The organism is Nonomuraea sp. NPDC004580, assembly GCF_040609855.1.
GTDB lineage: Bacteria > Actinomycetota > Actinomycetes > Streptosporangiales > Streptosporangiaceae > Nonomuraea > Nonomuraea salmonea.
Genome location: NZ_JBEXLH010000025.1, coordinates 82,348 through 109,335 on the forward strand (window position 1 = coordinate 82,348; position 26,988 = coordinate 109,335).

Sequence of the window (26,988 nt, forward strand, 5' to 3'; positions counted from 1 at the left end):
GCGTGCTGGAGCCTCAGCCGCCGGTTCGCTGCTTCACCAGGGCCTCGATGCCGTCGAGCACGCGCTGGAGCCCGAACTCGAAGGCGTGCTCCGGGCTGTAGGCCGAGTTGAGCGCCTCGCCCGCCGCCTGCCCGACCCTGGAGGCGGTGGGGAAGCGCGCCGTGTCGGCGATGCGGCTGAGGAAGGGCGCGTGCGCGGCCCACCACTGCTCGTCGCTCAGCCCCGTCATGCTCTCGGCCTGCGCGGCCTCCACGGCGCCCCTGGCGGTGCCGTGCACGAAGCCGGTGATCAGGGTGATCACCGAGTCCATCTCGACGTCGGTCAGGCCGATGCCGTCGACCGCGCTCAGCTCGTAGTCGTACTTGGCCGTGAGCTTGGGGCCCAGCACCGGCCGGTTCGCCGCCACCTGCAGCAGCCAGGGGTGGCGCAGGTAGAGGGCCCAGTTCTCCCTGGCGATCTGCTCCAGCCTGCCCCGCCAGCCGCCCGGCACGTCCGCCGGTCTGGCGGTCTCGCCGTAGACCGTGTCGAGCATGAGGTCGAAGAGTTCCGGCTTGCCCGGCACGTACGTGTAGAGGGACATCGTCCCGACGCCCAGCCGCTCGGCCACCCGGCGCATGGACAGTGCCTGCAGCCCCTCGGCGTCGGCCACCTCAATGGCGGCGCGCACGATCCGCTCGACGCTCAGCTCCGGCTTGCCCTTGCGGCCGGTCGGCTCGCTCGTGCGCCAGAGCAGCGCGAGGCTGCGCGCCGGGTCGCCCTTGCCCGAGTACTCAACGCTCACCTTCGTACGGTACACCGTACGCTTGCCCTCCTCCACCGTATGCTGTACGGTACGGCGTACGGCGGAGTGAGGAGGCGGCATTTGACAGCGGTACGCGTACGGGGACTGCGCAAGACCTACGGCGAGAAGGCGGCACTCGACGGCATCGACCTCGACGTGGCCCCCGGCACGGTCTGCGGCCTGCTGGGCCCCAACGGCGCCGGCAAGAGCACCACCGTGCGCATCCTCACCACCCTCCTGCGCCCCTCGGGCGGGTGCGCTGAGGTGGGCGGCTTGGCATGTACGGCATGACGATACTCTTCGGCCTCAGCTCCACCATGATCGCCGTCACCACCGACGCGGCCAAGGGCGTCACCGACCGGTTCAGGTCGCTGCCCATGGCGCCCTCCGCCGTGCTCACCGGCCGGGCCGTCGCCGACCTGTTGCACTCGGTCCTGATCCTGGCGGCCCTGCTGCTCTGCGGCCTGGCGGTCGGCTGGCGCCCGGAGACGCTCCCCGGCGCGGCGGGCGCGGTCGGCCTGCTGCTGTTCCTGCGCTTCTCGCTGCTGTGGGCGGGCGTCTACCTGGGGCTGCGCACCAAGGACCCGGGGGCGGCGGTGGCGATCCAGACCATGGAGTTCCCCATCGGCTTCCTGTCCAACGCCTTCGTCGCCCCCGCCACCATGCCGGGCTGGCTCGGCGCCGTCGCGGAGTGGAACCCGCTGTCGGCGACGGTGGCGGCGGCCAGGGAACTGTTCGGCAACCCGGGCTGGGGCGGCGACTCCTGGGTGGCCCAGCACGCCGTGCTGATGGCTCTCGTCTGGCCGGCCGTCGTCACCGTCGTCTTCTTCACGCTGTCCGTCCGCCTCTACCAGCGGCTGGACAGGTGAGGTCAGTGGGCCCTGTAGAACTCCACCGGTTCGGGCGGTAGCGGGGTGTTGCCGAGGATGAGGTCGGCGGCCTTCTCGGCGAGCATCATCACGGGGGCGTAGATGTTGCCGTTGGTGACGTACGGCATGGCCGAGGCGTCCACCACGCGCAGCCCGTCGAGGCCGTGCACGCGCATGGTCTCCGGATCCACCACCGACTGCTCGTCGGTGCCCATCTTGCAGGTGCACGACGGGTGCAGGGCCGTCTCGCCGTCCTTGGCGACCCAGGCCAGGATCTCCTCATCGGTCCGCACCCGCGGGCCGGGGGAGATCTCGCCGCCGTCCAGGTCCGCCCAGGCGGGCTGGGAGAGGATCTTCCTGGCGTGCCTGATCGCCTCCACCCACTCGCGGCGGTCCTGCTCGGTGGACAGGTAGTTGAAGCGCAGCGCGGGCTTGTGCCGGGGATCGGCGGAGGTGATGCGGACCGAGCCGCGGGCGTCGGAGTACATCGGCCCGATGTGCACCTGGTAGCCGTGCCCGCCGGCCGGGGCCGTGCCGTCGTAGCGCACGGCGATGGGCAGGAAGTGGAACATCAGGTTGGGGTAGGCCACCTCGTCGTTGGAGCGGATGAAGCCCCCTGCCTCGAAGTGGTTGGTCGCGCCCGGCCCGCCGCGCAGGAACAGCCAGCCGGCCCCGATGAACGGCCGCCGCCACATGGCCAGCGAGGGCTGCTGGGACACCGGCTTGGTGCAGGCGTGCTGGACGTAGACCTCCAGGTGGTCCTGGAGGTTCTCGCCGACGCCCGGCAGGTCGTGCACGACCTCGACGCCGAGCGGTTCGAGCAGCGCGCGCGGCCCCACCCCCGACAGCTGGAGCAGTTGCGGGGTGTTGATGGCGCCGCCGCACAGGATGACCTCGCCTGCCTCGATGCGCTCGCCGTCGCACAGCACGCCGATCGCCCGGGTGCCGTCGAAGAGCACCTTCTCCACGAAGGCACGGGTCCTGACGGTGAGGTTCTCGCGCCGGCGTACGGGGTGCAGGTAGGCGCGGGCGGCGCTGAGCCTGCGGCCCCGGTGGATGGTGCGGTCGAAGGCGGCGAAGCCCTCCTGGCGATAGCCGTTGACGTCGTCGGTCAGGGGGTGCCCGGCCTGCTGCACGGCCTGGAAGAACGCCTCGAACAGCGGGCCGCGCGCCGGGCCGCGCTCCAGCCTGAGCGGCCCCTCACCGCCGCGGAAGTCGCTGCCGGGGTCGGCCAGGCAGTTCTCCATGCGCTTGAAGTAGGGCAGGCAGTGGGCGTAGTCCCAGCTCTTCATGCCGGGGCCGGCGGCCCAGCGCTCGTAGTCGAGCGGGTTGCCGCGCTGGAAGATCATCCCGTTGATGCTGCTCGAGCCGCCCAGCACCTTGCCGCGGGCGTGGTAGATGCGCCGGCCGCCCATGTGCGGCTCCGGCTCGGACTCGTATTTCCAGTCGTAGAAGCGGTTGCCGATGGGGAACATCAACGCGGCCGGCATGTGGATGAAGACGTCCCACAGGTAGTCGGGACGCCCTGCCTCCAGCACCAGCACCGACGTCGAGGGGTCGGCGCTCAGCCGGTTGGCCAGGGCGCTTCCGGCGGACCCGCCGCCCACGATGACGAAGTCGAACCTCAACGCGGAATCCAGTCCTTCCACACGATCTTGTTCTCTTGCACCCACCGCTCGGCGGCCTCTTCCGCGGTCATCCGCTCGTTGATCATGTCGCTCGCCACGGCGTTCTGGTCGTCGTTGGTCCAGGTGAAGTTGCGGACCAGCTCGTACGCCTGCCCGCCCGTCTCCGCGAACCGCCGGCTGACGATCTTGTCCAGCAGGTACGGCGGATAGTCGCAGGCGACCTTCGCCGGGTCGCTGTCACAGCCCACGGCGTAGGGCGGCAGCGCGACCTTGACGAGTTTGATCTTGCTGAAGAGCCATTGCGGTTCGTAGAAATACATCAGCAGCGGCGTCCGATTCTTCGTCGCCTCCTGTGCCGCCTTGATGAGCGCCGCCTCGCTGCCGGAGTAGACGACCTTGTAATTGAGCCCCAGATTCTTGACGAGAGCCTCGTCGTTGGTGACGAATGTCGGATCTCCGTCGAGCACTTGTCCGGCATTTCCGGTTTTCTCGGTCCGAAAGAGGGCGGCGTACTTATTGAGGTTTCGGTAGTCCGTAATGTCGGGATACTTCTTGACCATCCACTCGGGCACGTACCACCCGATGACGCCTTTGTTGCCCGTCAGCCCCGCCGACAGCGCGACCTTCTTCTCCTCGATGTACTCCTTCTTCAGGTCGTTGTGACCCCAGCTTTCCGCGATCACGTCGACCTTGCCCGACTCGAAATCCCGCCAGGACTGGTCCTCTTTCACGGCCCGCTTGTTGACCTTGTAGCCCAGCTCGTGCTCCAGCAGGTAGCCGAGCACGGCCGCCTGGGCCTCGTACCCGACCCAGCCGTGCACGTCGATGTTCACGGTCCCCTTGGCCTGGGCCGTGGTCCCGGGCTCACCGCTGGAGCAGGCGGTCAGCAGCAGGGCCGCGGCAAGCGGGCCGGCGAGCGTCTTGACTCGGATCATGATGAGGTCTCCGGGAACCGCGCGCCGGCGCCGAGCGGGCGCGCGGTCATGGGGGGTCAGGAGGGGGTCACTGGGGGATCCAGGCCTGCCACTTGGCGGGGTTGGCCTCGACCCACTTCTTGGCGGCTTCCTCGCCGGTCATGCCGCCGTTGGTCATGTCGTCGGCCACGGCGTTCTGGTCCTCGTTGGTCCAGTTGAAGTTCTTGATCAGCTCGTACGCCTTGCCGCCGGACTGCGCGAACTTCGTACTGACGATCTTGTCGAGGTCCATCTCCGGGTAGTCGCAGGCCACCTTCTTCGGGTCGGCGTCGCAGCCCTCGGTGTACGGCGGCAGGTTCACCCGGACCAGCTCGGTCTTGCTGAACAGCCAGTGCGGGTCCCAGAAGTAGAACAGCAGCGGCTTCTTCTGCTCCTGCGCCTGCTGGGCGCTCTTGATCAGGGCCGCCTCGCTGCCGCCGACCACGACCTTGTAGTCGAGCTTGAGGTTCTTGATCAGCGCCTCCTCGTTGCTGACGTACGAGGGGTCGCCGAACAGCAGCTGGCCCTTGTCGCCCGACTCGGAGGTCTTGAACAGGCCGGCGTACTTGTTGAGGTTCTTGTAGTCGGTGATGCCGGGGTGCTCGTCGGCCATCCACTTGGGGATGTACCAGCCGATGACGCCCTTGTTGCCGGTCGAGCCGGCCTCCTGGGCGGTCTTCTTCTCCTCGATGAACTGCTTCTTCAGGTCGGGGTGACCCCAGTTCTCGATGATGACGTCGACGTCGCCGGTCTCGAAGCCCTCCCAGGCCAGCTGCTCCTTGATCTCGGGCAGCTCCACCTCGTAGTTCAGCTCGTTCTTCAGCAGGTACGCCACGACGTTCGCGCTGGCCTCGTACCCGACCCACGGGTTGATGGCGATCTTCACGGTCCCGGCGGACCCGCCGGAGGCGCTGGCCCCGGCCGCCGGCGCGGAGGCGCTGGATGAGGTCTCCACGGTGGCCCCACCGCAACCGGCGGCGAGCCCCAAGGCGAGCAGGCCTGCGAGCAGGCGAATCTTCATGTGAACTTCCTCTTTCGGGGGGACGGGCGCCTGGTGTCGGCGCCCTGCGTGATGCGGTCGAGCATGACGCCGAGCAGCACGGTCGCGATGCCGGCCACGAAGCCCATGCCGAAGTCGGTCCGCTGGGAGAAGCCGGCGACCACGTCGTAGCCGAGGGCCCCCGCCCCGACCAGACCGCCGACGACGACCATGGCCAGCGTCATCACGATGCCCTGGTTGGCCGCGAGCAGGATGGCGCGCCTGGCCATCGGCAGCTGCACCTTCCACAGCAGCTGGCCGGAGGTGGAGCCGGCCGAGGTGGCGGCCTCGACGACGGTGGCGGGCACGCCCTTGATGCCGTCCTCGACCAGGCGCACCACCGGCGGCACCGCGTAGATGATGGACGCGAAGATCGCGGTGAACCGGGTGGTGCCGAACAGCGCGAGCGCCGGCAGCAGGTACACGAACGCGGGCATGGTCTGGGCAGCGTCCAGCAGCGGGCGCTGGATGGCGGAGTAGCGCGGCGAGCGGGCCGCCGCCACGCCGAGCAGCAGGCCGATGAGCAGCGTGACCAGCACCGCGACGGCGACCGTGGTCATCGTCTGCATGGTGTGCTCCCACACGCCGAGCAGCGCGATGCCGAGCAGGCAGGCCAGCGCGATGAGCGCAGGGCGCGTGCCGCTGACCCGCCAGGCGAGACTCAGCACCGCGAGCGCGACCAGCCACCACGGCGCGGCGGTGAGCAGCGACTCCAGCGGGTTGAGCAGCGCGTGCGAGGTGACGTCCTTGATGAACGTGGTGACCGGGTACCAGCTCGTCTCGGCCCAGCTCACGGCCGCGTTGACCTCGGCGACGACGTTCACCGTCAGGCTCTCCGGCCAGATCGGCGGCAGCAGGGGGATGAGCGCGAGCCCGGCCACGCCCAGCACGCCCGCGCCGACGAGGTCGGTCCTGCGCAGCCTGGCGTGCGCGTCGCGGCGGGCGACCGCCATCATCATCCGGTCCAGCATCACCGCCATGATCACGATGGCCACGCCGGCCGGGAGCATGATGCCGACCTGCGCCCGCGACAGGCCACGGATGATGTCGCCGCCCAGGCCGGGGGCCGAGATCAGGTTCGCGATGACCACCATTGACAGCGCCATCATGATGGTCTGGTTGATGGCCAGCGCCATCGTGGACCTGGCCAGCGGCAGATAGACCTTGAACAGCGTCTGCCGCCTGGTGGCGCCCAGCGAGGTGGACGCCTCGACCGCCGTGGGGGAGACCGACGAGATCGCCAGCGCGGTGATGCGGATGGCGGGCGGGATCGCGTAGATCATCGTGGCGATGGCCCCGGCGGGCGCCCCGATGTGGAAGAACAGCGCGAGCGGCGCCAGATAGGCGAACGTCGGCATGATCTGCATGACGTCGAGCACAGGGGTGATCGCCCGTCGCGTCCGCGCGGACAGGCCCGCCCACACGCCGATCGGGATCCCGATCGCCAGCGACAGCAGCACCGCCACCCCGACCAGGGCCAGCGTGTCGACGCTCGACTCCCACAGCCCCAGCACGCCGAACGCGCTCACCCCGCCGACCGCGAGCAGCGCGATCCGCCAGCCGCCCGCCAGCCAGGCCAGGGCGCCCATGACGCCGGTGATGCCGGGCCAGCCGAGCGCGTACAGGGTGGCCTGGAAAAGGGTGTAGAGCTGGCCCACGAGGAGCCTGATGTAGTTGAGGAAGTACAGGAAGAGCGGGTTGTCGTTGCGGTGGTCGTCGATCCACTCGCGCAGCTCGGTCACCGCGAGGAACTGCGGCGCCTCCTTGTCGTGCGGCAGCGTCCCCGAGCCTCGGAAGACCAGGTACGCCGCCACGAACAGCACCGCCACCCCGGCGGGGGCCGTCCACCTCGGCAGGCCGAGCCCGGAGGGCGTGGTGACGGCCGTGCTGCTCATGCCGGCGCCTTCATGGCGGGGTCCTGACCGGCCAGGAAGCCCAGTAAGTCCACCCGGTCCACGACGCCGGCCAGCTCGTCGCCGTCCACGACCTTGATCGGGCGGGAGGAGCCCGACGCGACGCCGATGGCGTCCTTGATGACGGTGGTGACGGGAAGCTCCGGCCCGTCCAGCGGCTCGCCCGGCTCGGGGTCGCGGCAGATCCAGCGCAGGGTCAGCACGTGGCTGCGCGGCACGTCGCGGACGAAGTCGGCCACGTAGTCGTCGGCCGGCGCGCCCACGAGCTCCTCCGCCGTGCCGAGCTGCACGATCGAGCCCGCCCGCATGATCGCGATGCGCTCGCCGAGCTTGAGCGCCTCGGACAGGTCGTGGGTGATGAAGACCATCGTCTTGCCGACCTCGCGGTGCAGCCTGATCACCTCGGCCTGCATGTCGCGCCTGATCAGCGGGTCGAGCGCGCTGAACGGCTCGTCGAACAGCATCACCTGGGGCTCCACGGCCAGCGCCCTGGCCAGGCCGACGCGCTGCTGCATGCCGCCGGAGAGCTGGTCGGGGTAGGCGTCGGCGTAGCCGTCGAGGCCGACGAGCGAGAGGATCTCGGCGGCCCGCGCGTGCCTGCCGGCCTTCGCGGCGCCCTGGATCTCCAGCCCGTACGCCACGTTGTCGATGACCTTGCGGTGCGGCAGCAGGCCGAAGTGCTGGAAGACCATGCTGACCTGGTGGCGGCGGATCTCGCGCAGGCGGGCGGGGGAGGCGGCGCCGATGTCCTCGCCGGCGATCGTCACCCGGCCTGCGGAGGGCTCGATGAGCCTGGTGAGGCAGCGGACGAGGGTGGACTTGCCGCTGCCCGACAGGCCCATGACGACGAAGACCTCGCCGGGGCGTACCTCGAAGCTCACGTCGCGGACGGCGGCGGTGCAGCCGGTCTTCTCCCTGAGCGCGGCAGGTGCCAGATGTCTGTCATCACTGTCCAGCACCTTTTGCGCCTTCGGCCCGAAGATCTTCCAAAGGCCCGCAACGGTGATTGCCGCGTTGCCGGGAGAATCTCCCACCCTCGCCTCCTCGTTTGACGTGGCTCAACATATGTGGTGAATAGCGTGATTCTCAACGGCGTGACCTTCCGGAGATCACTGCGCGCCGGTCGCGTTACGCGATTGGAACGAGCAAATCGCCCATAAGCGGACATTTATCGTGTTGAAGGTTTATTTCGTGCCGCGAGCACTTCCCGCATGGAGTGCCAGCTTCTATCCTCATGAGTCACGCAGACCATCATTTGTCGCGTTATGTTCGCTTGGCCACAAGCCATGTGATGTGTTCCAATTACCCGGCACTTGCTGATTTCCCCAGGGCACACGGCCCGCATATAGGCCGATTCGACGAGGTGCGTTCGGTGAGTACACAGGTGGGCGTCAGGCAGGCCAGCGAGGGTGGCTGGCGGCTGCGCAATTGGCGTGTCCGCGCGCGGCTCGTGGCCCTCATCCTGGTACCGACCGCCGCCGCCGTCCTGCTCGGCGGCGTCCAGGTGCTCAACTCGACCTCCGCCGCCTCCGACTACGCCAGGACGAACCAGTTCGCCCGCCTGTCCGCCGAACTCGGCGAATTCACCCACCTCGTCTCCACCGAGCGCGCCAGAACCGCCTGGTACATCGCCCGCGACCGGCCCGCCGACGCCTTCGCCGAGGTGCAGTCCCACATGGCGCAGGTGGACCTGTCCGCCAAGCAGGTACGCGACGTCGCCCGGGCCCTGCTCGCCGACGCCACCGGCCGCACCGCCGACCAGCTGGAGAACCTGCTCAACCGGCTCAACGACCTGACCTCCCTGCGTCGCCAGGCCCTGGACGCCAACCTGCTGCCGGGACCGGCCGTCGAGCTCTACACCGTGATCGTCAACGGCCTGCTGTCGGTGCACAACGAGCTGGTCAAGGGCAGCGTGGACGACGAGCTGTTCCGCCAGACGCGCATGCTCGACGCGCTCGCGCGGGCCAAGGAGAGCGTGTCGTACCAGCAGGCCCTCGTCGTCGTGGCGCTGGTCGAGGGCGCGTTCGAGCCGGAATCGCTCAAGCGGCTGCTCGGCGAGCAGTCCAGGGAGGCCAACGAGCGCAGGGGCTTCGCCGCCGAGGCCGCCGCGGAGGAGCGCCGCTTCTTCGACGAGACCGTCAACGGCCGCTCCGCCGACCGCATGCTGTTCCTGCGCGAGCTGGTGCTCATCAGGGCCACCACCGGGCTGCCGCTGCGCGGCCTCGACCTCGCCAGGAAGGACGACGCCAAGGAGTGGTTCGACGCGGCGAGCGTGGTCGTCGACTCCATGCGCAAGGTCGAGCAGCGCCAGGCCGAGGGCATCGTGCAGCGCAGCGAGGCGCTCAGCTCCGACGAGCGGCAGCGCGCCGTCATCACCGCCGCCGCCGTGCTCGCCCTGCTCGTGGCCGTGCTGCTGATCACGACCGGGGTGGCGCGCTCCCTCGTCCGCCCCCTGCGCCGCCTGCGCGGCGAGGCCCTGGAGATCGCCGGCAAGCGGCTGCCCGACTTCGTCCAGCACCTGCGCGAGTCCCGCGACGGCGCGGTGAACGCCGAGGTGCCGCCCATCGGCATCTTCACCAAGGACGAGGTGGGCGAGGTCGCGCGGGCCTTCGACGAGGTGCACCGCGAGGCCGTACGGCTGGCCGGCGACGAGGCCAAACTGCGCTCCAACGTCAACGCCATGTTCGTCAACCTGTCCAGGCGCAGCCAGACCCTGGTCGAACGGCAGCTCACCCTGATCGAGAAGCTGGAGCGCGGCGAGCGCGACGACGCCAGGCTCGGCGACCTGTTCAAGCTCGACCACCTCGCCACCCGCATGCGGCGCAACAGTGAGAACCTGCTCGTCCTCGCCGGCCAGGAGGCCGCGCGCAAGTGGACGGAGCCGGTCGAGCTGATGGACATCGTCCGGGCCGCGCTGGGCGAGGTCGAGAGCTACGACCGGGTCAGCATCCAGGTCCAGTCGGACGTCGCCATCGCCGGGCAGGCCGTCACCGACGTGGTGCACCTGCTCGCCGAGCTGGTCGAGAACGCCGTGTCGTTCTCCTCCCGGGACACCAAGGTCATCATCTCCAGCAGCCGCATCGACGGCGGCAGCCTGCTGCTGTCGGTCACCGACCACGGCATCGGCATGACGCCCGACGAGCTGGCCGAGGCCAACTGGCGCCTGGCCAACCCGCCCGTCGTGGACGTGTCGGTGTCGCGGCGGATGGGCCTGTTCGTGGTCGGCCGGCTGGCGCTGCGGCACAACATCAGGGTGCAGCTGCGGCGGCAGGACATCGGCGGGCTGACCGCCATGGTGCTGGTCCCGCCCGCGCTGCTCACCGGCGTGCCCGGGCCGGTGCCGGGAGCGGGACAGCGGCACCGGGCGCCCCACCCGGCGCATGCGCCGGCGCACGCGCCTGCGCATGCGGCCCCGGCTCCCCGGTCCATGCCGTCGTTCTCCGGCGGACATCCCTCCTTCGACACCGCGGCCCCGCCGTCGTACGAGAGCGTCCCGTCCTGCAACGCCACTCCCGCGAGCCAGGACGCGGCCGACTCGTCGTGGTTCAGTGTCACCCACACCCCCTCGCACTCGGTGGAGCAGGCGGCGCCGGAGCCGGTGACGTCCTTCCCCGACCCGCTGAGCGCGCCCGCCGCCGAGCTGGGCATCGCCCCGCCGGAACCCGCGGCTCAGGAGCCCGCCCCTGAGCTCGCTCCTGAGCTTGCTGCCGAGGCGAGCAGCTGGTTCAGCAGGTCGGCGCCCACCGCCGACCACCGCGACCCGTCCTGGTCGTCCCCCGCCGACCAGGGCTGGCAGGCCGCGGGCGCCGCCGCCGAGCCGGTCAGGAACGGCACCACGAACTCCGGCTTGCCGAAGCGGACCCCGCGCGCGAACCTGGTACCGGGGACCGCGAACCCGCAACCTCCGCCCGTTTCCGCTCCTCCGGTGTCCCCTGACCGGCTGCGCAGCCGGCTCGCCAGCTACCAGCAGGGCGTACGCAAGGGACGCGCCGAGCTCGAGGAGGACGCATGAAGGAGCTGAGCCAGGCCGCCAGAGACGTCAACTGGCTGGTCACCGGCTTCGTCGAAGAGGTCCCCGGCGTGGCGCACGCGGTGGTGGTCTCGGCCGACGGGCTCCCCATGGCCTACTCCAGGGGCTTCCCCCAGGATCGCGCCGACCAGCTCGCCGCCATCGCGGCCGGCCTGGTGAGCCTGACGGCGGGGTCGGCGCGGGTGTTCGGCGGTGGCGAGGTCACTCAGACCCTCGTGGAGATGCAACGCGGTCTGCTGCTGGTGATGGCGATCAGCGACGGATCCTGCCTCGCGGTGCTGGCCGCGCCCGACTGTGACATGGGTTTGGTCGCCTACCAGATGACGATCCTGGTCGAGCGCGCGGGGCAGGTGCTCACTCCTGCCGTGCGAGCGGAGCTGTCCGCCGTGCGCCCCTGGTGATGGGAGTGAACCTTGGCATCGTGGCACAACGGGGAAGAGGAGCCCGAGCGCAGTTCGCTCGTCCGCATGTACGCCGTCACCGGCGGCCGCACCACGCCACGGACGAACCTCGCCATGGAGGCCCTCGTGTCATCGGCCACCTCGGCGCAGCTGGGCATGACGTACACGCGGGAGTACCGTGCGATCAGCGAGCTGTGCCGCCAGGTGCGCTCGGTGGCGGAGATCTCGGCGCTGCTCAGCGTGCCCCTCGGGGTGGCGCGGGTGCTGGTCGCCGACATGGAGGCGGACGGGCTGGTCAAGGTGTACCAGCCGCAGCTTGAGGCGGGGCTGCCTGACAGGGGCCTGCTCGAAAGGGTGCTCAGTGGACTTCGAAGGCTCTAGCCGGCTCACCGCCACCAAGATCGTCGTGGCGGGCGGATTCGGCGTGGGCAAGACCACGTTCGTCGGCGCGGTGTCGGAGATCATGCCGCTCACGACCGAGGCCGTGATGACGGACGCCTCGGCCGGCATCGACGACCTCGGCCACACGCCGGGCAAGACGACCACGACCGTCGCGATGGACTTCGGCCGGCTCTCGCTGGCCCAGGACCTCATTCTCTATCTGTTCGGCACGCCGGGGCAGCACCGGTTCTGGTTCATGTGGGACGACCTCGTGCGCGGCGCGATCGGGGCCGTCGTGCTGGTCGACTCGCGGCGGCTGGCCGACAGCTTTCCCGCCGTCGACTACTTCGAGAACTCCGGCATCCCGTTCATCATCGGGCTGAACGGCTGGGACGGCGAGTTCCCGCACGCCGAGCACGAGGTGCGGGAGGCGCTGACGATCTCCGGGCACGTGCCGATCGTGCGGACGGACGCGCGGGCCCGGCCTGCGGTCAAGCAGACGCTGATCACGCTGGTGGAGCACGCGCTCACCGTACGGTCGGCATGAGGCCCCGCTACTGCGCCGACCACCAGTAGGCCGCCACCAGCTCGGCCACCAGCGTCTCCGTGAGCAGCGCGACGTCGGGGTCGTCGTCGTGGACGTAGCGGATCGCCGCGGCGGCGTCCTTCACCTCGCCGCCCACGGTGACCACCGTCGAACCGCGCTCGCGTACCCAGTCCATGGCCTGCTCGTCGTAGCGGGATCCGGGGAAGAGCAGGGCGCGGTAGTCGAGCGTCTTGGTGAGGTAGACGTCCACGTGCGACCAGTCGCCGCTCTCGCAGGCGTCGGCCGGGCGGCGCGGGCCCTCCCTCAGCATCAGTGCCGACTGCTCGGCCGACGACAGGCGCTCGGCGGGGGCGATCGTGTAGACGCCGTGCGGGCCGTCGAGCAGCTCCATGGTCAGCGGCAGCCACTCGTCCCTGCGCTCCAGCAGGTCGGCGGTGGCCTCGGCGGCCCGCTCGACCAGGGCGGGCAGGTCGTGCGCGCGGCCGGTGAGCCGGCTCTCCAGGGCGAGCAGCAGGGCCAGCGTGTGCTGGAACGTACGGCAGGCGACCCCGCCGCGCTCCTCGCCCGCCCGCATCTCCACCACCTGGTCGGCGCCCTGCGTGATCGGGGAGCCCGGCTGGTTGGTGAGCGCCGCGACGAAGGAGGGGCCGCCCGCGTACGCCTCGATCGCGTCGAGCGTCTCGCGGCTGCCGCCGGTGGCCGAGATCGGCACGACCAGGGTGCCCTTGGCCGGTGGGAGCGCGGCGGCGGCGGAGGCGTACTCGGCGAAGGCGGACACCCCGGCGGCGCGCAGGCGCCGGGCGGCCACGCCCGCCGCGTAACGGGAGCTGCCCATGCCGAGGAACAGCACCCGGTCGACGCCCTGCGGCAGCCCGGCCCAGGGGTCGGCCGTCCTGAGCGCGGCGGCCAGGCCGGCCAGCGCCTGCGGCTTGGACTCCAGGTCGGTCAGGTAGAGCTCGGATTTCACGCGATGTTCTCCTCAGGTTTCCGCGCCGGGTTCGGCGTGGGGGTCGCCGCGGGGGTGTCTGCGGACGTCTTCTGGGCGTCGTACCAGGTGTGCAGGACGCCCATGGGGGCGTAGCGCCAGCGGGGGAGATGGCGGGCGGCGTAGATCAGTTCGCGGCACTCCTGTTCCACCTCGAACGGCCGGATCAGCCGCTCGTCCAGCAGGTCGGGACGGTGCCGCGCGGCCAGGCGGTCGCGGTAGGCGGCGAGCAGTCCGGCGCGGGCGCGGCGGGCCCACGCGGCGGCCTGGTCAGGAGGGGTGCCGCGGCGCTTGATCGCGACCTGGGCCACGTGTTCCAGACTGGTGGTGAGCTGCGCCACGTCACGGGCGGCCGGCTGACGAGGGCCGGCGTCGGCCACCGTGGGGTTGCCGTCGAAGTCGATGACCGCATAGCCGTCGCGCCACTGGAGAATCTGGCCGACGTGCAGATCCCCGTGGATCCTGATCAGCGGCGTGGTGACGGGCTTGGTGACGGGCGCGGTCAGGGCGTCCAACTCCCGCCGCATGACCTCGGCCCGCTCAGCAAGCCAGACCCCGTCCTCGCCATCGGTCACCGCCAGCGCCTCGGACAGCGCCGCCTCCGCCCGTTCCACAAGCCCCACCCCAAGCGGGGCAGGCAGCCCCGTGGCGGTCCCCTCCGTCTCTGCCGTCGTCGGGGAGTGGGGGAGGGTGGACAGGGCGAGGTGGAGGTCGGCGGTGAGGCGGCCGACAGCGGCGGCGAACGCGGTGGTGCCGGCGACGGCCTCGTCCACGCACCACTCCCAGCCGTCCCTGGCGTCCGGCAGGTAACCGGTCACCAGGGCGAGGAGGTGTTCGCGGCCGTCCACCACACCGGTCAGAGCCGCGTAAGGAGGGGCGGTGTCGTTGAATCCGGCCTCAACCAGATGGGCGAGGATGTCGGGGGCGGGATGCGGCAGCGGCGCGGGAGGGGTGAGCCACTTCACCACGACCTGCTCGTCCACGATCACCGAGTGGTTCGTCTGATCCACATGCGCACCGAAATCGCGCTCACCTGGGACCCCAGTGTGGAGATCTGCAGAGCCGTACGAGAGGGTGGGCAACGGCAGAAAACGTCGTACGGACAGCGGCTCCGGCGCCTCCTCCCCGAGGCACGCCACGAGGGCGGCGCTGAGCCCCCGATCTCGTGGGGTGAGCGGCCTCTCACCGAGCGAGATCACTCGTCGGTGTATTGAATCCCAATTCAACTCGCGGACCAAACTTCCAGGTAGCAATGTCATGAAAAGTCTTGCTCATGTTGATTTCTGCTGCAACACTCCTGCTCTGGTCGGCTGTGTCCGGTAAGGTCGCGCGACCCCTCTTACATCTCAATTGCAGAAGGAGTAGCGGCCGTGTCCCGTTCCCGGTTCACCCGTCGTCTCCCGGCCACCGTCGCGGTGGTCGGCCTCGCGCTTGCCGTCGCGGCGTGCGGCGGTGGGGCCTCGTCAAGTTCACAGGAGACGACGGGGGCGGCGGCCGAGCTCAAGCCCAACGCGGACCTGACGAAGCAGTCGTTGCAGGTCACGGTCTGGGATGGCTATCTGCCCAAGGAGCTGGCCGACAGGGTCAAGGCGACCCTCAAGGTCAAGGACATCAAGATCCAGCTGCACGACACCAACGAGACGGCGATGACCAAGCTCACCGCCCCCGGTGACAGTGGCATCGACGTGGCGTTCGTGTCCGGCCAGTACGCCCAGGCGCTCAACGCGATGGGCCTGCTGGAGCCGATCCACCCCGAGCTGATCCCCAACCTGGCCAACCTCTACCCCGAGGCCACGCAGCTGTCCTACGACAAGGGCAACAAGTACTCCGTGCCCTACACCTGGGGCACCACCGGCATCTGCTACCGCAAGGACCTCGTGAAGAAGGTCCCGGACAGTTGGAACGATATTCTCAAGCCCCCGGCCTGGGCCGAGAAGAAGGTCACCATGATGACCACCGAGCGCTGGCTGGCCCTGCCCGCGCTCAAGGCCCTCGGTTACTCGGTCAACACCGACAAGGACGAGGAGATCGAGAAGGCTCGCGAGCTGCTGGTCGAGCAGAAGCCGCACCTGCTCACCTACGACGACACCACCTTCGGTGACCGCCTGATCAACGGCGAGGCCGTCATGGTCGAGGCGTGGGACGGCTGGTGCCCGACCACCGACCCCAAGGGCAACATCGGCTTCGCGAACCCGAAGGAGGGCAGCGACCTCTGGGTGGACACCATGGTGATCCTGAAGTCCTCCAAGAACAAGGAGGCCGCGCACGCCCTGATCAACTACATCCTGAGCCCCGAGGTGCACAGCTGGGCGGCCGTGAACATCAACTACAAGGTCCCCAACAAGGCGGCCATGGAGCAGGTGAAGATCCCCAAGGGCTCGCTGCTCGGCATCGCGCCGGACAAGCTGCTCGACGGTGAGTCGATCATCGACCTGGGACAGGCGTCCACCAAGTACACCCGCCTGTCCGCCGACATCCAGGCGAAGTAGTTGTCGTTGTAGTGAAGTCAGAGGTCAAGGCCCGGCCGGCGTCCCGTTCCCGAGGGCGTCGGCTGGGCGCGTTCGTGTTCCTGACGCCCGGGCTCGTCTACCTGCTGGTGCTGCTGCTGGTGCCGCTGGCGCTGGTGCTCAGCTACACGGTGTTCCAGCGGGGGCGCTTCGGCGGCGTCGTCTACGAGTTCACCACCGAGAACTTCAGCCGGCTGATCGACCCGCTCTACTTCGGCGTGGTGCTGCAGTCGCTGAAGATCGCGGCGGTGACGACCGTGATCGCGTTGCTGATCGGCTATCCGACGGCGTACCTGATCGCGCAGCTGCCGCGCAAGTGGAAGACCATCGCGCTGGTCGCCGTCGTGCTGCCGTTCTGGACGAACTTCATCATCCGCGTCTACGCGTGGATCATCCTGCTGAGCGGCCCAGGGCTGATCAACAGCGCGCTGGACGTCTTGGGCGTCGAGCCCCTTCAGCTGCTCTACAACGACGGCGCGATCGTGACGGGGCTGTTGTACTCGTACCTGCCGCTCATGGTGCTGCCGCTGTACGCCGCGATCGAGCGGCTCGACCCGCAACTGCGGGAGGCGTCGGCCAACCTGGGCGCCTCGGCGTTCACCACGTTCAGGAAGGTCACGCTGCCGCTGACCATCCCCGGCGTGCTGACCGGGAGCATGTTCGTGTTCGTGCCGAGCCTGGGCAACTTCGTCATCCCCGAGCTGCTCGGCGGCAGCAAGTCGATCATGGTGGGCAACCTCATCAGGCAGCAGTTCCTGACCGCGCGCGACTGGCCGTTCGGCTCGACGCTGGCCCTGGCGGTGATCGCGATGCTGATCGTGCTGCTCATGATCCAGGCATGGGTGACGCGCCGTGCGTAGGTCGAAGCTCCTGTACGTGCCGTTCTGGGCCACGTACGTCTTCCTCTACCTCCCGATCGCCGTCCTGGTCGTGATGTCGTTCAACGTGGGCGACTCGGCGTACAGCTTCGACGGCTTCAGCCTCAAGTGGTACGGCGAGCTGGCCCGCGACGACCGGGTCCTGTCCGGCGTGGTGAACACGCTGATCGTGGCCGCCGGCTCCACGGTGATCGCCACCGTGCTCGGCACGCTGCTGGCCGTCGGCCTGGTCCGGCACACCAGGTCCAAGGTGCTCGAAGCGGTCGCGCTGATGCCCGCCGTGCTGCCCGACCTGGTGATCGCCATCGGCCTGCTGATCCTGTACGGGACGATCCAGCTCACGCTCGGCCTGTACTCGGTCGTGCTGGCCCACGGCGTGTTCGCGATGGCGTTCGTGGCGGCGGTGGTGCGCACCCGGCTGACGGGCGCGGACACGTCGCTGGAGGAGGCGTCACGTGACCTCGGCGCGGGACCGGTCACCACGTTCATGAAGATCACGCTGCCGCAGCTGATGCCGGGCATCGTGGCCGGCGCGCTGCTGGCGTTCACGTTGTCGCTGGACGAGTTCGTGATCGCGTTCTTCACGATCGGCAACAGCGAGCAGACGCTGCCGATCGTCATCTACTCCATGATCCGATTCGGGGTCACTCCGAAGATCAATGCGCTGGCCGCGATCGTGCTGCTGGTGAGCTTCACGGCCGTGATCGCCGGGCAGCGCCTGACCAAGATCGGGGAATCGCGTGCTCGAGATTGACGGGATCACCCGGAAGTTCGGCAGTGTCACCGCGCTGGACGACGTCTCGCTGGAGATCGAGCAGGGGGAGTTCTTCGCCCTGCTCGGGCCCTCCGGCTGTGGGAAGACCACGCTGCTGCGCATCATCGCCGGGTTCGAGACGCCCGACGCGGGCGGTGTCACGCTCGACGGGGAGGACCTGCTGGCCAAGCCGCCGAACCGGCGGCCGATCAGCCTGATGTTCCAGTCGTACGCGCTGTTCCCGCACATGACCGTGGCGAAGAACGTCGCGTACGGGCTGGAGCGGGAGAAGCTGCCCCGCCAGGAGGTCAAGCAGCGCGTCGGCGAGGTGCTGGAGACGGTGGGCCTGTCGGCGCACGCGGGGCGCAAGCCCGCGCAGCTGTCCGGCGGCCAGCGGCAGCGCGTGGCGCTGGCCCGTTCCATCGTCAAGCGGCCCCGGCTGCTGCTGCTCGACGAGCCGCTGTCGGCCCTGGACAAGAAGGTCCGCGCCGACATGCAGCTGGAGCTCAAGCGGCTGCAGCACGAGGTGGGCATCACGTTCGTGGTCGTCACGCACGACCAGGAGGAGGCCATGTCGCTGGCCGACCGCATCGCGGTCTTCGACAGCGGCCGGGTCCGCCAGGTGGACGAGCCCATCGCCCTCTACGAGCGGCCCCGCTCGCCCTTCGTGGCCGACTTCGTCGGCGCCAACAACCTGTTCACCGGCACCGCGAGCGGCCTCGACGGCATCAAGAGCGCGACGTTCGGCATGCTCGCCGGCACGCCGCTGGACGAGCTGGAGGCGGGCGCCGAGGCGCTGCTGGCGGTCCGGCCCGAGAAGATCGAGCTGGCCGGCGAGAGCGCCACCAGAGGGCTGCCGGGCACCGTGCTCGACGTCAGCTTCTTCGGCGGTGTCTCGCACCTGTCGGTGCAGGTCGAGGGTCAGGACAAGCCGGTGCTCGCCGCCGTCCAGGGCGCCGGCGCGATCAAGGCCGGAGCCAAGGTCAAGGTGCGCTGGAACGCCGAGGACGCGGTCATCATGGCGGCCGGTCAGTGAACCAGGTCGTTGCCCGTCGCCGCGCGGGCGTAGGACAGGATCAGCTCGGCCGCCTCGGCCGGGCCGATCAGGGGGTGCCTGGCGGTGATGCGGTAGCCGTAGGCGTCCTCCAGGGCCACCAGGTTGCGGGCGATCGTCACCGAGTCGGCGCTCAGCCTGAAGACGCCCAGCGCGGCCCCGGTGTCCAGGATCGCCTGGTACATCGAGACCTGCCGGTCGTACAGGGAGGTGAGCAGCACGCCGTAGACCCGGTTGCGGCCCGCGGCCCCGCCCAGCTCGTTGAGCAGGCGCACGTCGGGGTCGAGCGGCCCGGTGGGCAGCCCCGACCTGATCGTGACGACCAGCTTCTCGACCGGGTCGGTGATCGTGGCGAGCTGGCGCAGCCGCTGCTCGTAGAAGCGCTCCATGCCCGCCTGCTGCGCCTCGACCAGCAGCTCGCTGAGGTCGGGGTAGTGGTAGAGCACGGCGCCGGAGGTCAGCCCGGCCTCCTCGGCGACGTGCGAGAGCTGTACACCGTCGATGCCATGGCGGATGATGGCCCTGCGTGCGGCTTCGATCAAATCGATGCGCCGGTCACTGCGGCTCTTGCGCTGAGCCACCCTCACCACCTTCACTCCTTAGGCCACTGTTCAGTTGGCCGTTGACCATAGTGCCCTTAACTTGACCTTCACGCTAGATCCCTTTTTGAATTCACCTTCAAAATGACGAGTTCTCCCGGAGCTTCGATGTCTCTCACCTTCCTGTTCATGCCGGAAAGCGCGTACGGACCGACCAACAACTCCATCGGCATCGGCGACATCCTGCGCAAGCGCGGCCACCGCGTCGTCTTCGCCGCCGAGGCCTCCTGGAAGGGCAAGCTCGAAGCGCTCGGCTTCGAGGAGGACCTCGTCGACCTGGCCCCGCCGTCCGAGGAGGAGCAGGACCCCGGCCAGTTCTGGAAGGACTTCATCCGCGACACCGCGCCGGAGTACCGCAAGAGCACGCGCGAGCAGCTGGAGACCGTCACCAAGCCCATCTGGGCCGAGCTGATCGACGGGGCCAAATACTGCGAGCCCCAGCTCAAGGCCATCATCGAGCGGGTGAACCCGGACGTGATCATCGAGGACAACGTGCTCACGTTCCCGGCTCTCATCACCGCCGGCAAGAAGTTCGTGCGCATCGTCTCCTGCCAGCCGCTGGAGGTGCGCGGCCCGAACATCCCGCCCGTCTTCTCCGGCCTGCCCGCGAACGACCGCTCCGAGTGGGACGCCTTCCGCGCCGAGTACGAGCGCACCCACCGCGAGCTGTGGACCGCCTACAACGCGTGGTGCGTCGAGCAGGGCACGCCGCCGCTGCCCGACCTCGACTTCATCCACGAGGGCGACCTGAATCTCTACGTCTACCCGGAGATCCTCGACTACGTCGCCGAGCGCCCCCTGGGCCCGGCGTGGCACCGGCTCGACTCCTCGGTGCGCGAGACGGAGCAGGACTTCGAGCTGCCCTTCGAGCGCAACGAGCACGCGCTGATCTACTTCTCGCTCGGCTCGCTCGGCTCCGCCGACGTGGGCCTCATGCAGCGGGTGATCGACGTGCTGGGCACCACCCCGCACCAGTACGTCGTCTCCAAGGGCCCGCTGCACGAGGAGATCAAGCTGCACGACAACATGTGGGGCGAGGAGTTCCTCCCGCAGACTAAGATCATCCCACTGTGTGACTTGGTCATCACCCATGGCGGCAACAACACGACCACCGAGGCGCTGCACTTCGGCAAGCCGATGATCCTGCTGCCGCTCTTCTGGGACCAGTACGACAACGCCCAGAGGGTCGATGAGCTCGGCTACGGTGTCAGGCTCTCCACCTACACCTTCACCGACGAAGAACTCACAGGGGCGATCGCGAAGCTGCTCGGCGACACCGAGCTGCGGGCGCGGCTCGCCGCCGCGGGCGAGGAGATCAGGCGCCGCGACGGCCTGCGCAAGGCCGCCGACCTGATCGAGCAGCTCGGCCAGTAGCACGACCCGAAAGTTGAAGTCTTCCTGATGCGCGAACTGATCAACCCCGCCACCGGCCTGCCCTTCGCCGAGGTCCCCGACACGCCTGTCGAGGAGGTCGCGAAGGCGATCTCGGCCGCGCGCGCGGCGTACGAGGAGTGGTCGCAGGCCACTCCCGGCGAGCGCGCCCGGGTGCTGCTGCGCCTGGCCGACCTGGTGGAGGCCGAGGCCGAGGAGCTGACCAGGCTGGAGGTCGAGGAGACGGGCAAGCCGGCGGCGGTCTTCCGCGACGGCGAGCTGCCCTTCGCCGTCGACAACCTGCGCTTCTTCGCCGGCGCCGCCCGGTCGCTGGAGGGCACGGGGGCCGGCGTGTTCAGCGCCGGCTACACCTCGGTCCTGCTGCGCCGCCCCGTCGGGGTGGTGGGGTCGATCGCGCCGTGGAACTTCCCGTTCGTGATGGCGGTCTGGAAGGTCGGTCCGGCGGTGGCCGCGGGCAACGCCGTGGTGATCAAGCCGGCCCCCCAGACCCCGCGCACGACGCTGCGCCTGGCCGAGCTGTTCGGCGCGGCGGGCGCACCCGATGGCCTGGTGCGGGCGGTCACCGGCGGCGCCGAGGTCGGACAGGCCCTGGTCACCGACCCCGGCGTGGACATGGTGAGCGTCACCGGCTCCACCGAGACCGGCCGCGCCGTCATGAGCGGCGCGGCCGCCACGCTCAAGCGGGTCCACCTCGAGCTCGGCGGCAAGGCGCCCGCCCTGGTGTTCGAGGACGCCGATCTGGCGGAGATGGCCCGCGGCGTCGCCATGGGGGCGACGTACAACACCGGCCAGGACTGCACCGCGGCCACCCGCGTCTACGTCGCCAGGGAGGTCTACGGCGACGCGGTGGAGGCGATCAAGGAGACCCTGGCCGGCATCACCGCCGGCGACCCCTGGGACCCGGCGACGGACATCGGCCCGCTGATCTCCGCCGCGCACCGCGACCGCGTGCACGGCTTCGTGGCGCGGGCCGGAGGGCGCGTTCTGCACGGCGGCTCCCCGATCGGGGGCTCCGGCTTTTTCTATCCACCCACGCTTGTGACCGATGTCGCACAGACCAGCGAGATCGTCCAAGGTGAGCTGTTTGGACCGGTCCTGGTCGCGCTCCCGTTCGATGGCGAGGACGAAGCGGTCCGGCTGGCCAACGACACTAGATACGGTCTCGCCTCGTCGGTGTGGTCGCGTGACGTGGCTCGCGCGATGCGCGTATCACACCGGCTGGACGTGGGAGTGACCTGGGTCAACGACCACCTGCCCATCGCCAGCGAGGCTCCGCACGGCGGGGTGAAGGGCAGCGGGTTCGGCAAGGACATGAGCCAGGAGGCGGTGCAGGAGTACTCGGTGACGCGGCACCTGATGGTGAAGCATGCGGCACCGGCCGAGCGGGATTCGTTCCGCCCCGCCTGAAAACGTGGTGGCGCTATCGTGCCCAAAGTGCCTCTTTGGGCGCATGTGATGGGATATGTTCGGTTGGCCGATCTGGTACGGGTTGTGTTCCAATTACCCGGCCGGACAGAATCCCATGCGCCACACGCGTGTCTGATTTTCTTCGAGCACGTACCGGCGAGAGGTTGCGAGACTCAGTGAGGACGAAAGACCCCAGGCACACCAGGTCAGGGGAGTACACAGGCGGACGGTTCCGGCTGGCGAACTGGCGTGTGCGCTCAAGGCTGGTCGCGCTGATCCTCATCCCCACCGTCGTGGGTGTGCTGCTCGCCGGCGTCCAGCTGGCCAACGCCATCGGCACCAGCGCCGCGTACCAGCGGCTCACCCAGGTGGCCGAGCTGGTGCAGCGCGTCGGCGGCCTCAACCACGAGCTGGCCAGGGAGCGCACGCTCACCGCCTGGTACGTCGCCGACCGCCGCAGGGGCGGCCGCCTGGTGCAGCTCAAGACCCAGCGGCAGGCCACCGACAAGGCCAAGCAGCAGGTGCTGTCGGCCGCCGCGGCCATCGACGCCTCCCACTCCACCCGCGTGCGCGACGGCGTCAGGAACATGCGCCGCTGGCTCGAAGGGCTCGACAGCCTCCGGGAGTCGATGACGGGCAGCGTCCCCGCCCGAGCCGTCGTCGGCACGTACAGCACGATGATCGAGACGTTCTCCACGCTGCAGAGCGACCTCGGTGACGGCGTCAGCGACGACGCCCTCCAGGGTGACGTGGCCGCGCTCGGCTCGCTCCAGCGGATGAAGGAGGAGACCGCGCGCCAGCAGATCCTGCTCATCAACATGCTGGTGCAGCCCGGGACCAAGGTCGACAGCTCCGACTGGTCGGACTTCCTCGGCTCCTGGGACAAGCAGCAGACCGAGCTGACCTCGTTCGAGCTGGAGGCCGCCGCCCAGGACCTCAAGAACTACCGCGACACCGTCAAGGGCCCGCAGATCGACCTCGCCGACGCCATGCGGCAGCGGGCGCTCGCCCAGGTGAGCGCTACCAACCGCATCCGCGACCTCGACGTCACCACCCACCGCGACCTCAACGAGTGGTACGAGAGCACCACCACCGTCGCCAACGCGATGCGCAAGGTCGAGGACGGCCTGGCCACGAAGATCGTGACGACGACCCGCGACCTGAGCGCGACCGAGCAGCGCAACGCCATCATCTCCGGTGCGCTGATCCTGGTCCTGCTGCTCCTGGTCCTCATCATCACCACCCGCGTGGCCGGCTCGCTGGTCCGCCCGCTGCGCCGGCTGCGTGCCGAGGCGCTGCAGGTCGCCACGACCCGGCTGCCCGAGACCGTCCGCGTGCTGCGCGAGTCGGGTGAGGGCGCGCAGGTGCCCGAGGTGCCGTCGGTCGGCGTCAACACCCGTGACGAGATCGGTGAAGTGGCGCGGGCGTTCGACGAGGTCCACCGCGAGGCGATCCGGCTGGCGGGCGACGAGGCCAAGCTGCGCGCCAACGTCAACTCGATGTTCGTCAACCTCTCCCGCCGCAGCCAGACGCTGGTCGAGCGGCAGCTGCAGCTCATCGAGGGCCTGGAGCAGGGCGAGGAGGACGAGCAGCGGCTCGCCAACCTCTTCCGCCTCGACCACCTGGCCACCCGCATGCGCCGCAACAGCGAGAACCTCCTGGTCCTCGCCGGCCAGGAGGCCGCACGCAAGTGGAGCGAGCCGGTGCCGCTGGTCGACATCGCCCGCGCCTCGCTGTCGGAGGTCGAGGGCTACGAGCGGGTCCAGATCCAGATCCCGTCCGGCACCCAGATCGTCGGCCCCGCCGTCACGGACGCCGTCCACCTGCTCGCCGAGCTGATCGAGAACGCCATCTCCTTCTCCCCGCGCGAGAGCAAGGTCACCGTCACCAGCACCCCCGCCGAGGGCGGCGTGCTGGTCACGATCAACGACCAGGGCATCGGCATGAGCCAGGAGGAGCTGGCCGAGGCCAACTGGCGCCTGGCCAACCCGCCGGTCGTGGACGTGTCCGTCTCCCGCCGCATGGGCCTGTTCGTGGTCGGCCGCCTGGCCCTGCGCCACGGCGTCCGCGTCCAGCTCAGCATGCGCGAGCACGGGGGCCTGAGCGCCCTGGTGATGATGCCCGACATGCTCATCAGCAACGGGCAGGGCAGCCGGCAGGGCCAGTACGAGGCGTTCACCACGTTCGACCCGAGCTCGCTCGGCCAGCCGTCGCGCAACGGTCACCCGTCGTTCGACGACATGCCCGACCAGGTGATGGACACGCAGTGGCCGGGCTCGCTGCCCGCGCCGGGCACCGGCAACTGGCCGTCCTTCGGCGAGCAGTCGCCGTCCTTCCCCGACCCGGCGCCGTCCGCGTTCGGCGACCAGCCGTCGGTCTTCGGCGGCGACCAGCCGCCCGCGTTCGGCGAGCCGCCGCGGGCCGAGGAGCCGCGCTGGCCGTCGTTCGCCGAGGAGGCGCCCGCTCCGCAGAACAACGTGCCGCAGCAGCCCCTGGGCGAGCAGCGCTGGCCGTCCTTCGCCGACGAGCAGCCGCCCGCGGCCGAGCCGAAGCCGTTCGCGGACAACCGGTGGCCGTCGTTCGCCGAGCAGCCGCCGCCTCTGCAGAACGACGAGCCGCAGTGGCCGTCCTTCGCGACCGAGCCGCCCCAGCAGCAGCCGCAGCAGGAGGAGCCGCGCTGGTCGTCGTTCGCCGACCCGGCGCCCCGCAGGTCGCTGTTCGAGTCGGACGACCGGGTCAAGCCCCAGTTCGGCGACGGCTACCGCTCGCCGTTCGCCGACGAGCCCAAGCCGGCCGACCAGTTCGAGCAGAACGGGCACTCCGCCTACAACCCGTTCGGCCCCGGCGACTACTCCTCCCAGGACATGACCGGTCCGCTTCCCGCGGTCCGCAACTCGCCGATGGAGGAGCAGAACGAGGAGTTCCTGCCGATCTTCTCCTCGGTCGGGTCGGACTGGTTCCGCCGTCCCGACCCGGAGGCGCTCAAGCCGCCGCGCCACGAGATCGAGCCCGAGTCCGAGCACGAGATCACCGCGGTGCACCCGCCGGTGACCGACGGGCCGCCGCCGCAGGCGGCCGCTCAGGGCGGCCCGAGCCAGAGCACGGCTCAGGGCGGCGTGAGCAGGTCCGGGCTCCCGCAGCGCAAGCCGGGAGCGTCGGGCGTGGGCGCGTCCTGGTCGTCGCCCGCCGACTCCGGTTTCCAGGCCGCACAGGCCGCGGTCCAGCCGCAGCAGGGCGGCACGACGCCGTCGGGCCTGCCGCGCCGCGTTCCCAAGGCCAACCTGGTGCCCGGTACGGCCAGCCTGGCCGAGCCCCAGGCGACCTCACCAGCACCGCAGATCTCACCCGAGCGGTTGCGCAGCCGGCTCTCCAGCTTCCAGCAGGGTGTCCGGCAAGGCCGGGCGTTCACCCGCGGAGAAGAGAATGAGGAGGACAAATGAGAGAAATGAGCCAGGGAGCGCGCGGCATCAGCTGGCTGATCACGGACTTCGTGAACAACGTGCCAGGCGTCGCCCACACGGTCGTGGTGTCGTCTGACGGGTTGCCGCTGGCCTTCTCCGAGGGTTTTCCCAAGGACCGGGCCGACCAGCTCGCCGCCGTGGCCTCCGGCGTGATCTCCTTGACCCAGGGCGCCGCGCGGGTTTTCGAGGGCGGTATGGTGACCCAGACCGTTATCGAAATGCAGCGTGGGCTCTTGATGATCATGTCGATCAGTGATGGATCCTGCTTGGCCGTCCTGGCGGCTCCCGACTGCGACATGGGTCTGGTCGCGTACCAGATGACGTTGCTGGTCGAGCGGGCCGGTCAGGTGCTGACGCCGGCCGTACGCGCTGAGCTGCAAGCGGCCCGCCCCCGCTGAATCGGGCGGTGACAGGAGAACATGGTGTCAGGTCAGCAGGGTTGGGCTGGTGATAGCACTCCGCCGCATCCGGCGGCTCCCCGTCCGCAGAAGCCGAGCTCCTTGGTACGGCCCTATGCCGTGACCGGGGGGCGCACGGCGCCGCGGATGAAGTTCGCCATGGAGGCACTCGTGTCCTCCGTGACGTCTGAATACCAAGACATTTCCCTACTAAGTCCGGAGTATCAGGCGATCATTCAGCTGACTCGGAACGTCCGGTCGGTTGCCGAGATCTCCGCCCTTTTACGCCAGCCTCTTGGCGTGGTCCGGGTGCTGATCGCCGACATGGCGTCGGAAGGCCTGATCCGCGTGCACCAGCCTGCGCTGGACGCGGGAAAGCCGGACCTCAACTTGCTCGAAAGGGTGCTCAGTGGACTTCGCAGGCTCTAGCCCCGGCCTAACCTCGACGAAGATCGTCGTGGCCGGGGGCTTCGGCGTGGGGAAGACGACATTCGTGGGTGCGGTCTCGGAGATCCTGCCGCTGACCACGGAGGCGGTCATGACGGACGCCTCGGCGCACGTCGACGACGTCTCGCTCACGCCGAACAAGACGACCACGACCGTCGCGATGGACTTCGGCCGGGTCTCCCTCGACCGTGACCTGATCCTCTATCTGTTCGGCACGCCCGGGCAGCACCGGTTCTGGTTCATGTGGGACGACCTCGTCCGCGGCGCCATCGGCGCGGTCGTCCTCGTGGACACCCGCAGGCTCGCCGACAGCTTCCCGGCCATCGACTACTTCGAAGAGGCCAAGCTGCCCTTCGTGATCGGCATCAACGGCTGGGACGGCCAGTTCGCGCACGCCGAGGACGAGATCAGGGAGGCGCTGTCGATCGGCGACCACATCCCGATCGTGCGGCTCGACGCCCGGCAACGCGAGTCGGTCAAGTCCACCTTGATCACCTTGGTGGAGCACGCCCTGACCCGCCACATGCATTCACCGGTCTGACGACACGGCAGGGTGCCGCCCGA

24 protein-coding genes and 1 pseudogene are annotated in these 26,988 nt (G+C 69.5%); 16 read left to right on the forward strand and 9 right to left on the reverse strand.

Annotated elements, in window-relative coordinates:
- Positions 1–13 precede the first annotated feature (13 nt).
- Positions 14–781 carry a TetR/AcrR family transcriptional regulator gene (locus ABZW11_RS24995; protein WP_355421379.1) on the reverse strand — a complete coding sequence of 256 codons (768 nt, stop codon included), beginning with the start codon at positions 779–781 and terminating at the stop codon, positions 14–16.
- 39 nt (positions 782–820) lie between these two features.
- On the opposite strand from ABZW11_RS24995, the pseudogene ABZW11_RS25000 reads away from it, so the two are divergent.
- Both ABZW11_RS25000 and ABZW11_RS25005 read left to right on the forward strand, forming a co-directional pair.
- Positions 821–1,054, forward strand: a pseudogene (locus ABZW11_RS25000) (ATP-binding cassette domain-containing protein); the annotation flags it as partial.
- Positions 1,055–1,068: 14 nt separating this feature from the next.
- Positions 1,069–1,650: an ABC transporter permease gene (locus ABZW11_RS25005; protein ID WP_355421382.1), complete on the forward strand. Its 582-nt coding sequence runs from the start codon at positions 1,069–1,071 to the stop codon at positions 1,648–1,650.
- A gap of 2 nt (positions 1,651–1,652) precedes the next feature.
- Here the strand turns inward: ABZW11_RS25005 and betA are convergent, their stop codons facing one another.
- The 5 genes from betA to ABZW11_RS25030 form a co-directional block, all read right to left on the reverse strand.
- On the reverse strand, positions 1,653–3,278 hold the full coding sequence (gene betA / locus ABZW11_RS25010) for a choline dehydrogenase (RefSeq protein ID WP_355421385.1): 1,626 nt from the start codon (positions 3,276–3,278) through the stop codon (positions 1,653–1,655).
- The gene (locus ABZW11_RS25015) at positions 3,275–4,213 is read right to left on the reverse strand and encodes an ABC transporter substrate-binding protein (protein WP_355421388.1); all 939 of its coding nucleotides are present in this window, start codon (positions 4,211–4,213) and stop codon (positions 3,275–3,277) included. Before ABZW11_RS25015 ends, betA begins: the two co-directional genes overlap by 4 nt.
- 67 nt (positions 4,214–4,280) lie before the next feature.
- Positions 4,281–5,252, reverse strand: coding sequence for an ABC transporter substrate-binding protein (locus tag ABZW11_RS25020; RefSeq protein WP_355421391.1), 972 nt, complete (start codon positions 5,250–5,252; stop codon positions 4,281–4,283).
- Positions 5,249–7,165 carry an ABC transporter permease subunit gene (locus ABZW11_RS25025; RefSeq protein ID WP_355421393.1) on the reverse strand — a complete coding sequence of 639 codons (1,917 nt, stop codon included), beginning with the start codon at positions 7,163–7,165 and terminating at the stop codon, positions 5,249–5,251. The genes ABZW11_RS25020 and ABZW11_RS25025 overlap by 4 nt, the downstream gene beginning before the upstream one ends.
- Positions 7,162–8,217 carry a glycine betaine/L-proline ABC transporter ATP-binding protein gene (locus tag ABZW11_RS25030; RefSeq protein WP_355421396.1) on the reverse strand — a complete coding sequence of 352 codons (1,056 nt, stop codon included), beginning with the start codon at positions 8,215–8,217 and terminating at the stop codon, positions 7,162–7,164. Before ABZW11_RS25030 ends, ABZW11_RS25025 begins: the two co-directional genes overlap by 4 nt.
- A 338-nt stretch (positions 8,218–8,555) precedes the next feature.
- Between ABZW11_RS25030 and ABZW11_RS25035 the strand changes: the two genes are divergently transcribed.
- The 4 genes from ABZW11_RS25035 (at position 8,556) to ABZW11_RS25050 (ending at position 12,542) form a co-directional block, all read left to right on the forward strand.
- The gene (locus ABZW11_RS25035) at positions 8,556–11,195 is read left to right on the forward strand and encodes a nitrate- and nitrite sensing domain-containing protein (protein WP_355421399.1); all 2,640 of its coding nucleotides are present in this window, start codon (positions 8,556–8,558) and stop codon (positions 11,193–11,195) included.
- Positions 11,192–11,614 (forward strand): roadblock/LC7 domain-containing protein, encoded by a 423-nt coding sequence (locus tag ABZW11_RS25040; RefSeq protein WP_355421402.1) that lies wholly within the window; start codon positions 11,192–11,194, stop codon positions 11,612–11,614. Before ABZW11_RS25035 ends, ABZW11_RS25040 begins: the two co-directional genes overlap by 4 nt.
- Before the next feature lie 66 nt (positions 11,615–11,680).
- A complete protein-coding gene (locus ABZW11_RS25045; protein ID WP_345409593.1) occupies positions 11,681–11,995 on the forward strand; it encodes a DUF742 domain-containing protein in 315 nt (104 codons plus the stop codon).
- A complete protein-coding gene (locus tag ABZW11_RS25050; RefSeq protein WP_355421405.1) occupies positions 11,976–12,542 on the forward strand; it encodes an ATP/GTP-binding protein in 567 nt (188 codons plus the stop codon). Before ABZW11_RS25045 ends, ABZW11_RS25050 begins: the two co-directional genes overlap by 20 nt.
- A gap of 7 nt (positions 12,543–12,549) precedes the next feature.
- Here the strand turns inward: ABZW11_RS25050 and ABZW11_RS25055 are convergent, their stop codons facing one another.
- Both ABZW11_RS25055 and ABZW11_RS25060 read right to left on the reverse strand, forming a co-directional pair.
- Positions 12,550–13,509 carry an SIS domain-containing protein gene (locus ABZW11_RS25055; RefSeq protein ID WP_355421408.1) on the reverse strand — a complete coding sequence of 320 codons (960 nt, stop codon included), beginning with the start codon at positions 13,507–13,509 and terminating at the stop codon, positions 12,550–12,552.
- Positions 13,506–14,537, reverse strand: a complete 1,032-nt coding sequence (locus ABZW11_RS25060; protein WP_355421410.1) for a hypothetical protein — start codon at positions 14,535–14,537, stop codon at positions 13,506–13,508. Before ABZW11_RS25060 ends, ABZW11_RS25055 begins: the two co-directional genes overlap by 4 nt.
- Before the next feature lie 360 nt (positions 14,538–14,897).
- On the opposite strand from ABZW11_RS25060, the gene ABZW11_RS25065 reads away from it, so the two are divergent.
- The 4 genes from ABZW11_RS25065 (at position 14,898) to ABZW11_RS25080 (ending at position 18,702) form a co-directional block, all read left to right on the forward strand.
- Positions 14,898–16,016, forward strand: a complete 1,119-nt coding sequence (locus ABZW11_RS25065; RefSeq protein WP_355421413.1) for a spermidine/putrescine ABC transporter substrate-binding protein — start codon at positions 14,898–14,900, stop codon at positions 16,014–16,016.
- A gap of 74 nt (positions 16,017–16,090) precedes the next feature.
- On the forward strand, positions 16,091–16,894 hold the full coding sequence (locus tag ABZW11_RS25070) for an ABC transporter permease (protein WP_355421415.1): 804 nt from the start codon (positions 16,091–16,093) through the stop codon (positions 16,892–16,894).
- Positions 16,887–17,666, forward strand: coding sequence for an ABC transporter permease (locus ABZW11_RS25075; protein ID WP_355421417.1), 780 nt, complete (start codon positions 16,887–16,889; stop codon positions 17,664–17,666). The genes ABZW11_RS25070 and ABZW11_RS25075 overlap by 8 nt, the downstream gene beginning before the upstream one ends.
- Positions 17,653–18,702 (forward strand): ABC transporter ATP-binding protein, encoded by a 1,050-nt coding sequence (locus tag ABZW11_RS25080; RefSeq protein WP_355421418.1) that lies wholly within the window; start codon positions 17,653–17,655, stop codon positions 18,700–18,702. Before ABZW11_RS25075 ends, ABZW11_RS25080 begins: the two co-directional genes overlap by 14 nt.
- Here ABZW11_RS25080 and ABZW11_RS25085 read toward each other — a convergent pair.
- Positions 18,696–19,310 carry a TetR family transcriptional regulator gene (locus tag ABZW11_RS25085; RefSeq protein WP_355421419.1) on the reverse strand — a complete coding sequence of 205 codons (615 nt, stop codon included), beginning with the start codon at positions 19,308–19,310 and terminating at the stop codon, positions 18,696–18,698. The genes ABZW11_RS25080 and ABZW11_RS25085 overlap by 7 nt on opposite strands.
- A gap of 117 nt (positions 19,311–19,427) precedes the next feature.
- Here ABZW11_RS25085 and ABZW11_RS25090 point away from each other — a divergent pair, with 117 nt between their 5' ends.
- The 6 genes from ABZW11_RS25090 (at position 19,428) to ABZW11_RS25115 (ending at position 26,965) form a co-directional block, all read left to right on the forward strand.
- Entirely contained in the window at positions 19,428–20,693 is a 1,266-nt protein-coding gene (locus ABZW11_RS25090) for a glycosyltransferase (RefSeq protein WP_355421421.1), read from the forward strand.
- A 27-nt stretch (positions 20,694–20,720) separates the two neighbouring features.
- Complete coding sequence (locus ABZW11_RS25095) at positions 20,721–22,118, forward strand: aminobutyraldehyde dehydrogenase (protein WP_355421424.1); 1,398 nt, start codon at positions 20,721–20,723, stop codon at positions 22,116–22,118.
- A 251-nt stretch (positions 22,119–22,369) separates the two neighbouring features.
- Entirely contained in the window at positions 22,370–25,558 is a 3,189-nt protein-coding gene (locus ABZW11_RS25100) for a nitrate- and nitrite sensing domain-containing protein (RefSeq protein WP_355421427.1), read from the forward strand.
- Between the two features lie 5 nt (positions 25,559–25,563).
- Positions 25,564–25,977 carry a roadblock/LC7 domain-containing protein gene (locus ABZW11_RS25105; protein ID WP_201760494.1) on the forward strand — a complete coding sequence of 138 codons (414 nt, stop codon included), beginning with the start codon at positions 25,564–25,566 and terminating at the stop codon, positions 25,975–25,977.
- Between the two features lie 21 nt (positions 25,978–25,998).
- Positions 25,999–26,406, forward strand: coding sequence for a DUF742 domain-containing protein (locus tag ABZW11_RS25110; RefSeq protein WP_245956307.1), 408 nt, complete (start codon positions 25,999–26,001; stop codon positions 26,404–26,406).
- A complete protein-coding gene (locus ABZW11_RS25115) occupies positions 26,387–26,965 on the forward strand; it encodes an ATP/GTP-binding protein (RefSeq protein ID WP_355421430.1) in 579 nt (192 codons plus the stop codon). The genes ABZW11_RS25110 and ABZW11_RS25115 overlap by 20 nt, the downstream gene beginning before the upstream one ends.
- Positions 26,966–26,988 lie beyond the last annotated feature (23 nt).

Coding starts and splice junctions, on each gene's coding strand:
- ABZW11_RS25005 (WP_355421382.1), top strand. CDS start 1,069: ATGACGATACTCTTCGGCCTCAGCTCCACCATGATCGCCGTCACCACC.
- ABZW11_RS25015 (WP_355421388.1), bottom strand. CDS start 4,213: ATGATCCGAGTCAAGACGCTCGCCGGCCCGCTTGCCGCGGCCCTGCTG.
- ABZW11_RS25020 (WP_355421391.1), bottom strand. CDS start 5,252: ATGAAGATTCGCCTGCTCGCAGGCCTGCTCGCCTTGGGGCTCGCCGCC.
- ABZW11_RS25025 (WP_355421393.1), bottom strand. CDS start 7,165: ATGAGCAGCACGGCCGTCACCACGCCCTCCGGGCTCGGCCTGCCGAGG.
- ABZW11_RS25040 (WP_355421402.1), top strand. CDS start 11,192: ATGAAGGAGCTGAGCCAGGCCGCCAGAGACGTCAACTGGCTGGTCACC.
- ABZW11_RS25045 (WP_345409593.1), top strand. CDS start 11,681: ATGTACGCCGTCACCGGCGGCCGCACCACGCCACGGACGAACCTCGCC.
- ABZW11_RS25090 (WP_355421421.1), top strand. CDS start 19,428: ATGTCTCTCACCTTCCTGTTCATGCCGGAAAGCGCGTACGGACCGACC.
- ABZW11_RS25095 (WP_355421424.1), top strand. CDS start 20,721: ATGCGCGAACTGATCAACCCCGCCACCGGCCTGCCCTTCGCCGAGGTC.
- ABZW11_RS25105 (WP_201760494.1), top strand. CDS start 25,564: ATGAGCCAGGGAGCGCGCGGCATCAGCTGGCTGATCACGGACTTCGTG.
- ABZW11_RS25110 (WP_245956307.1), top strand. CDS start 25,999: ATGGTGTCAGGTCAGCAGGGTTGGGCTGGTGATAGCACTCCGCCGCAT.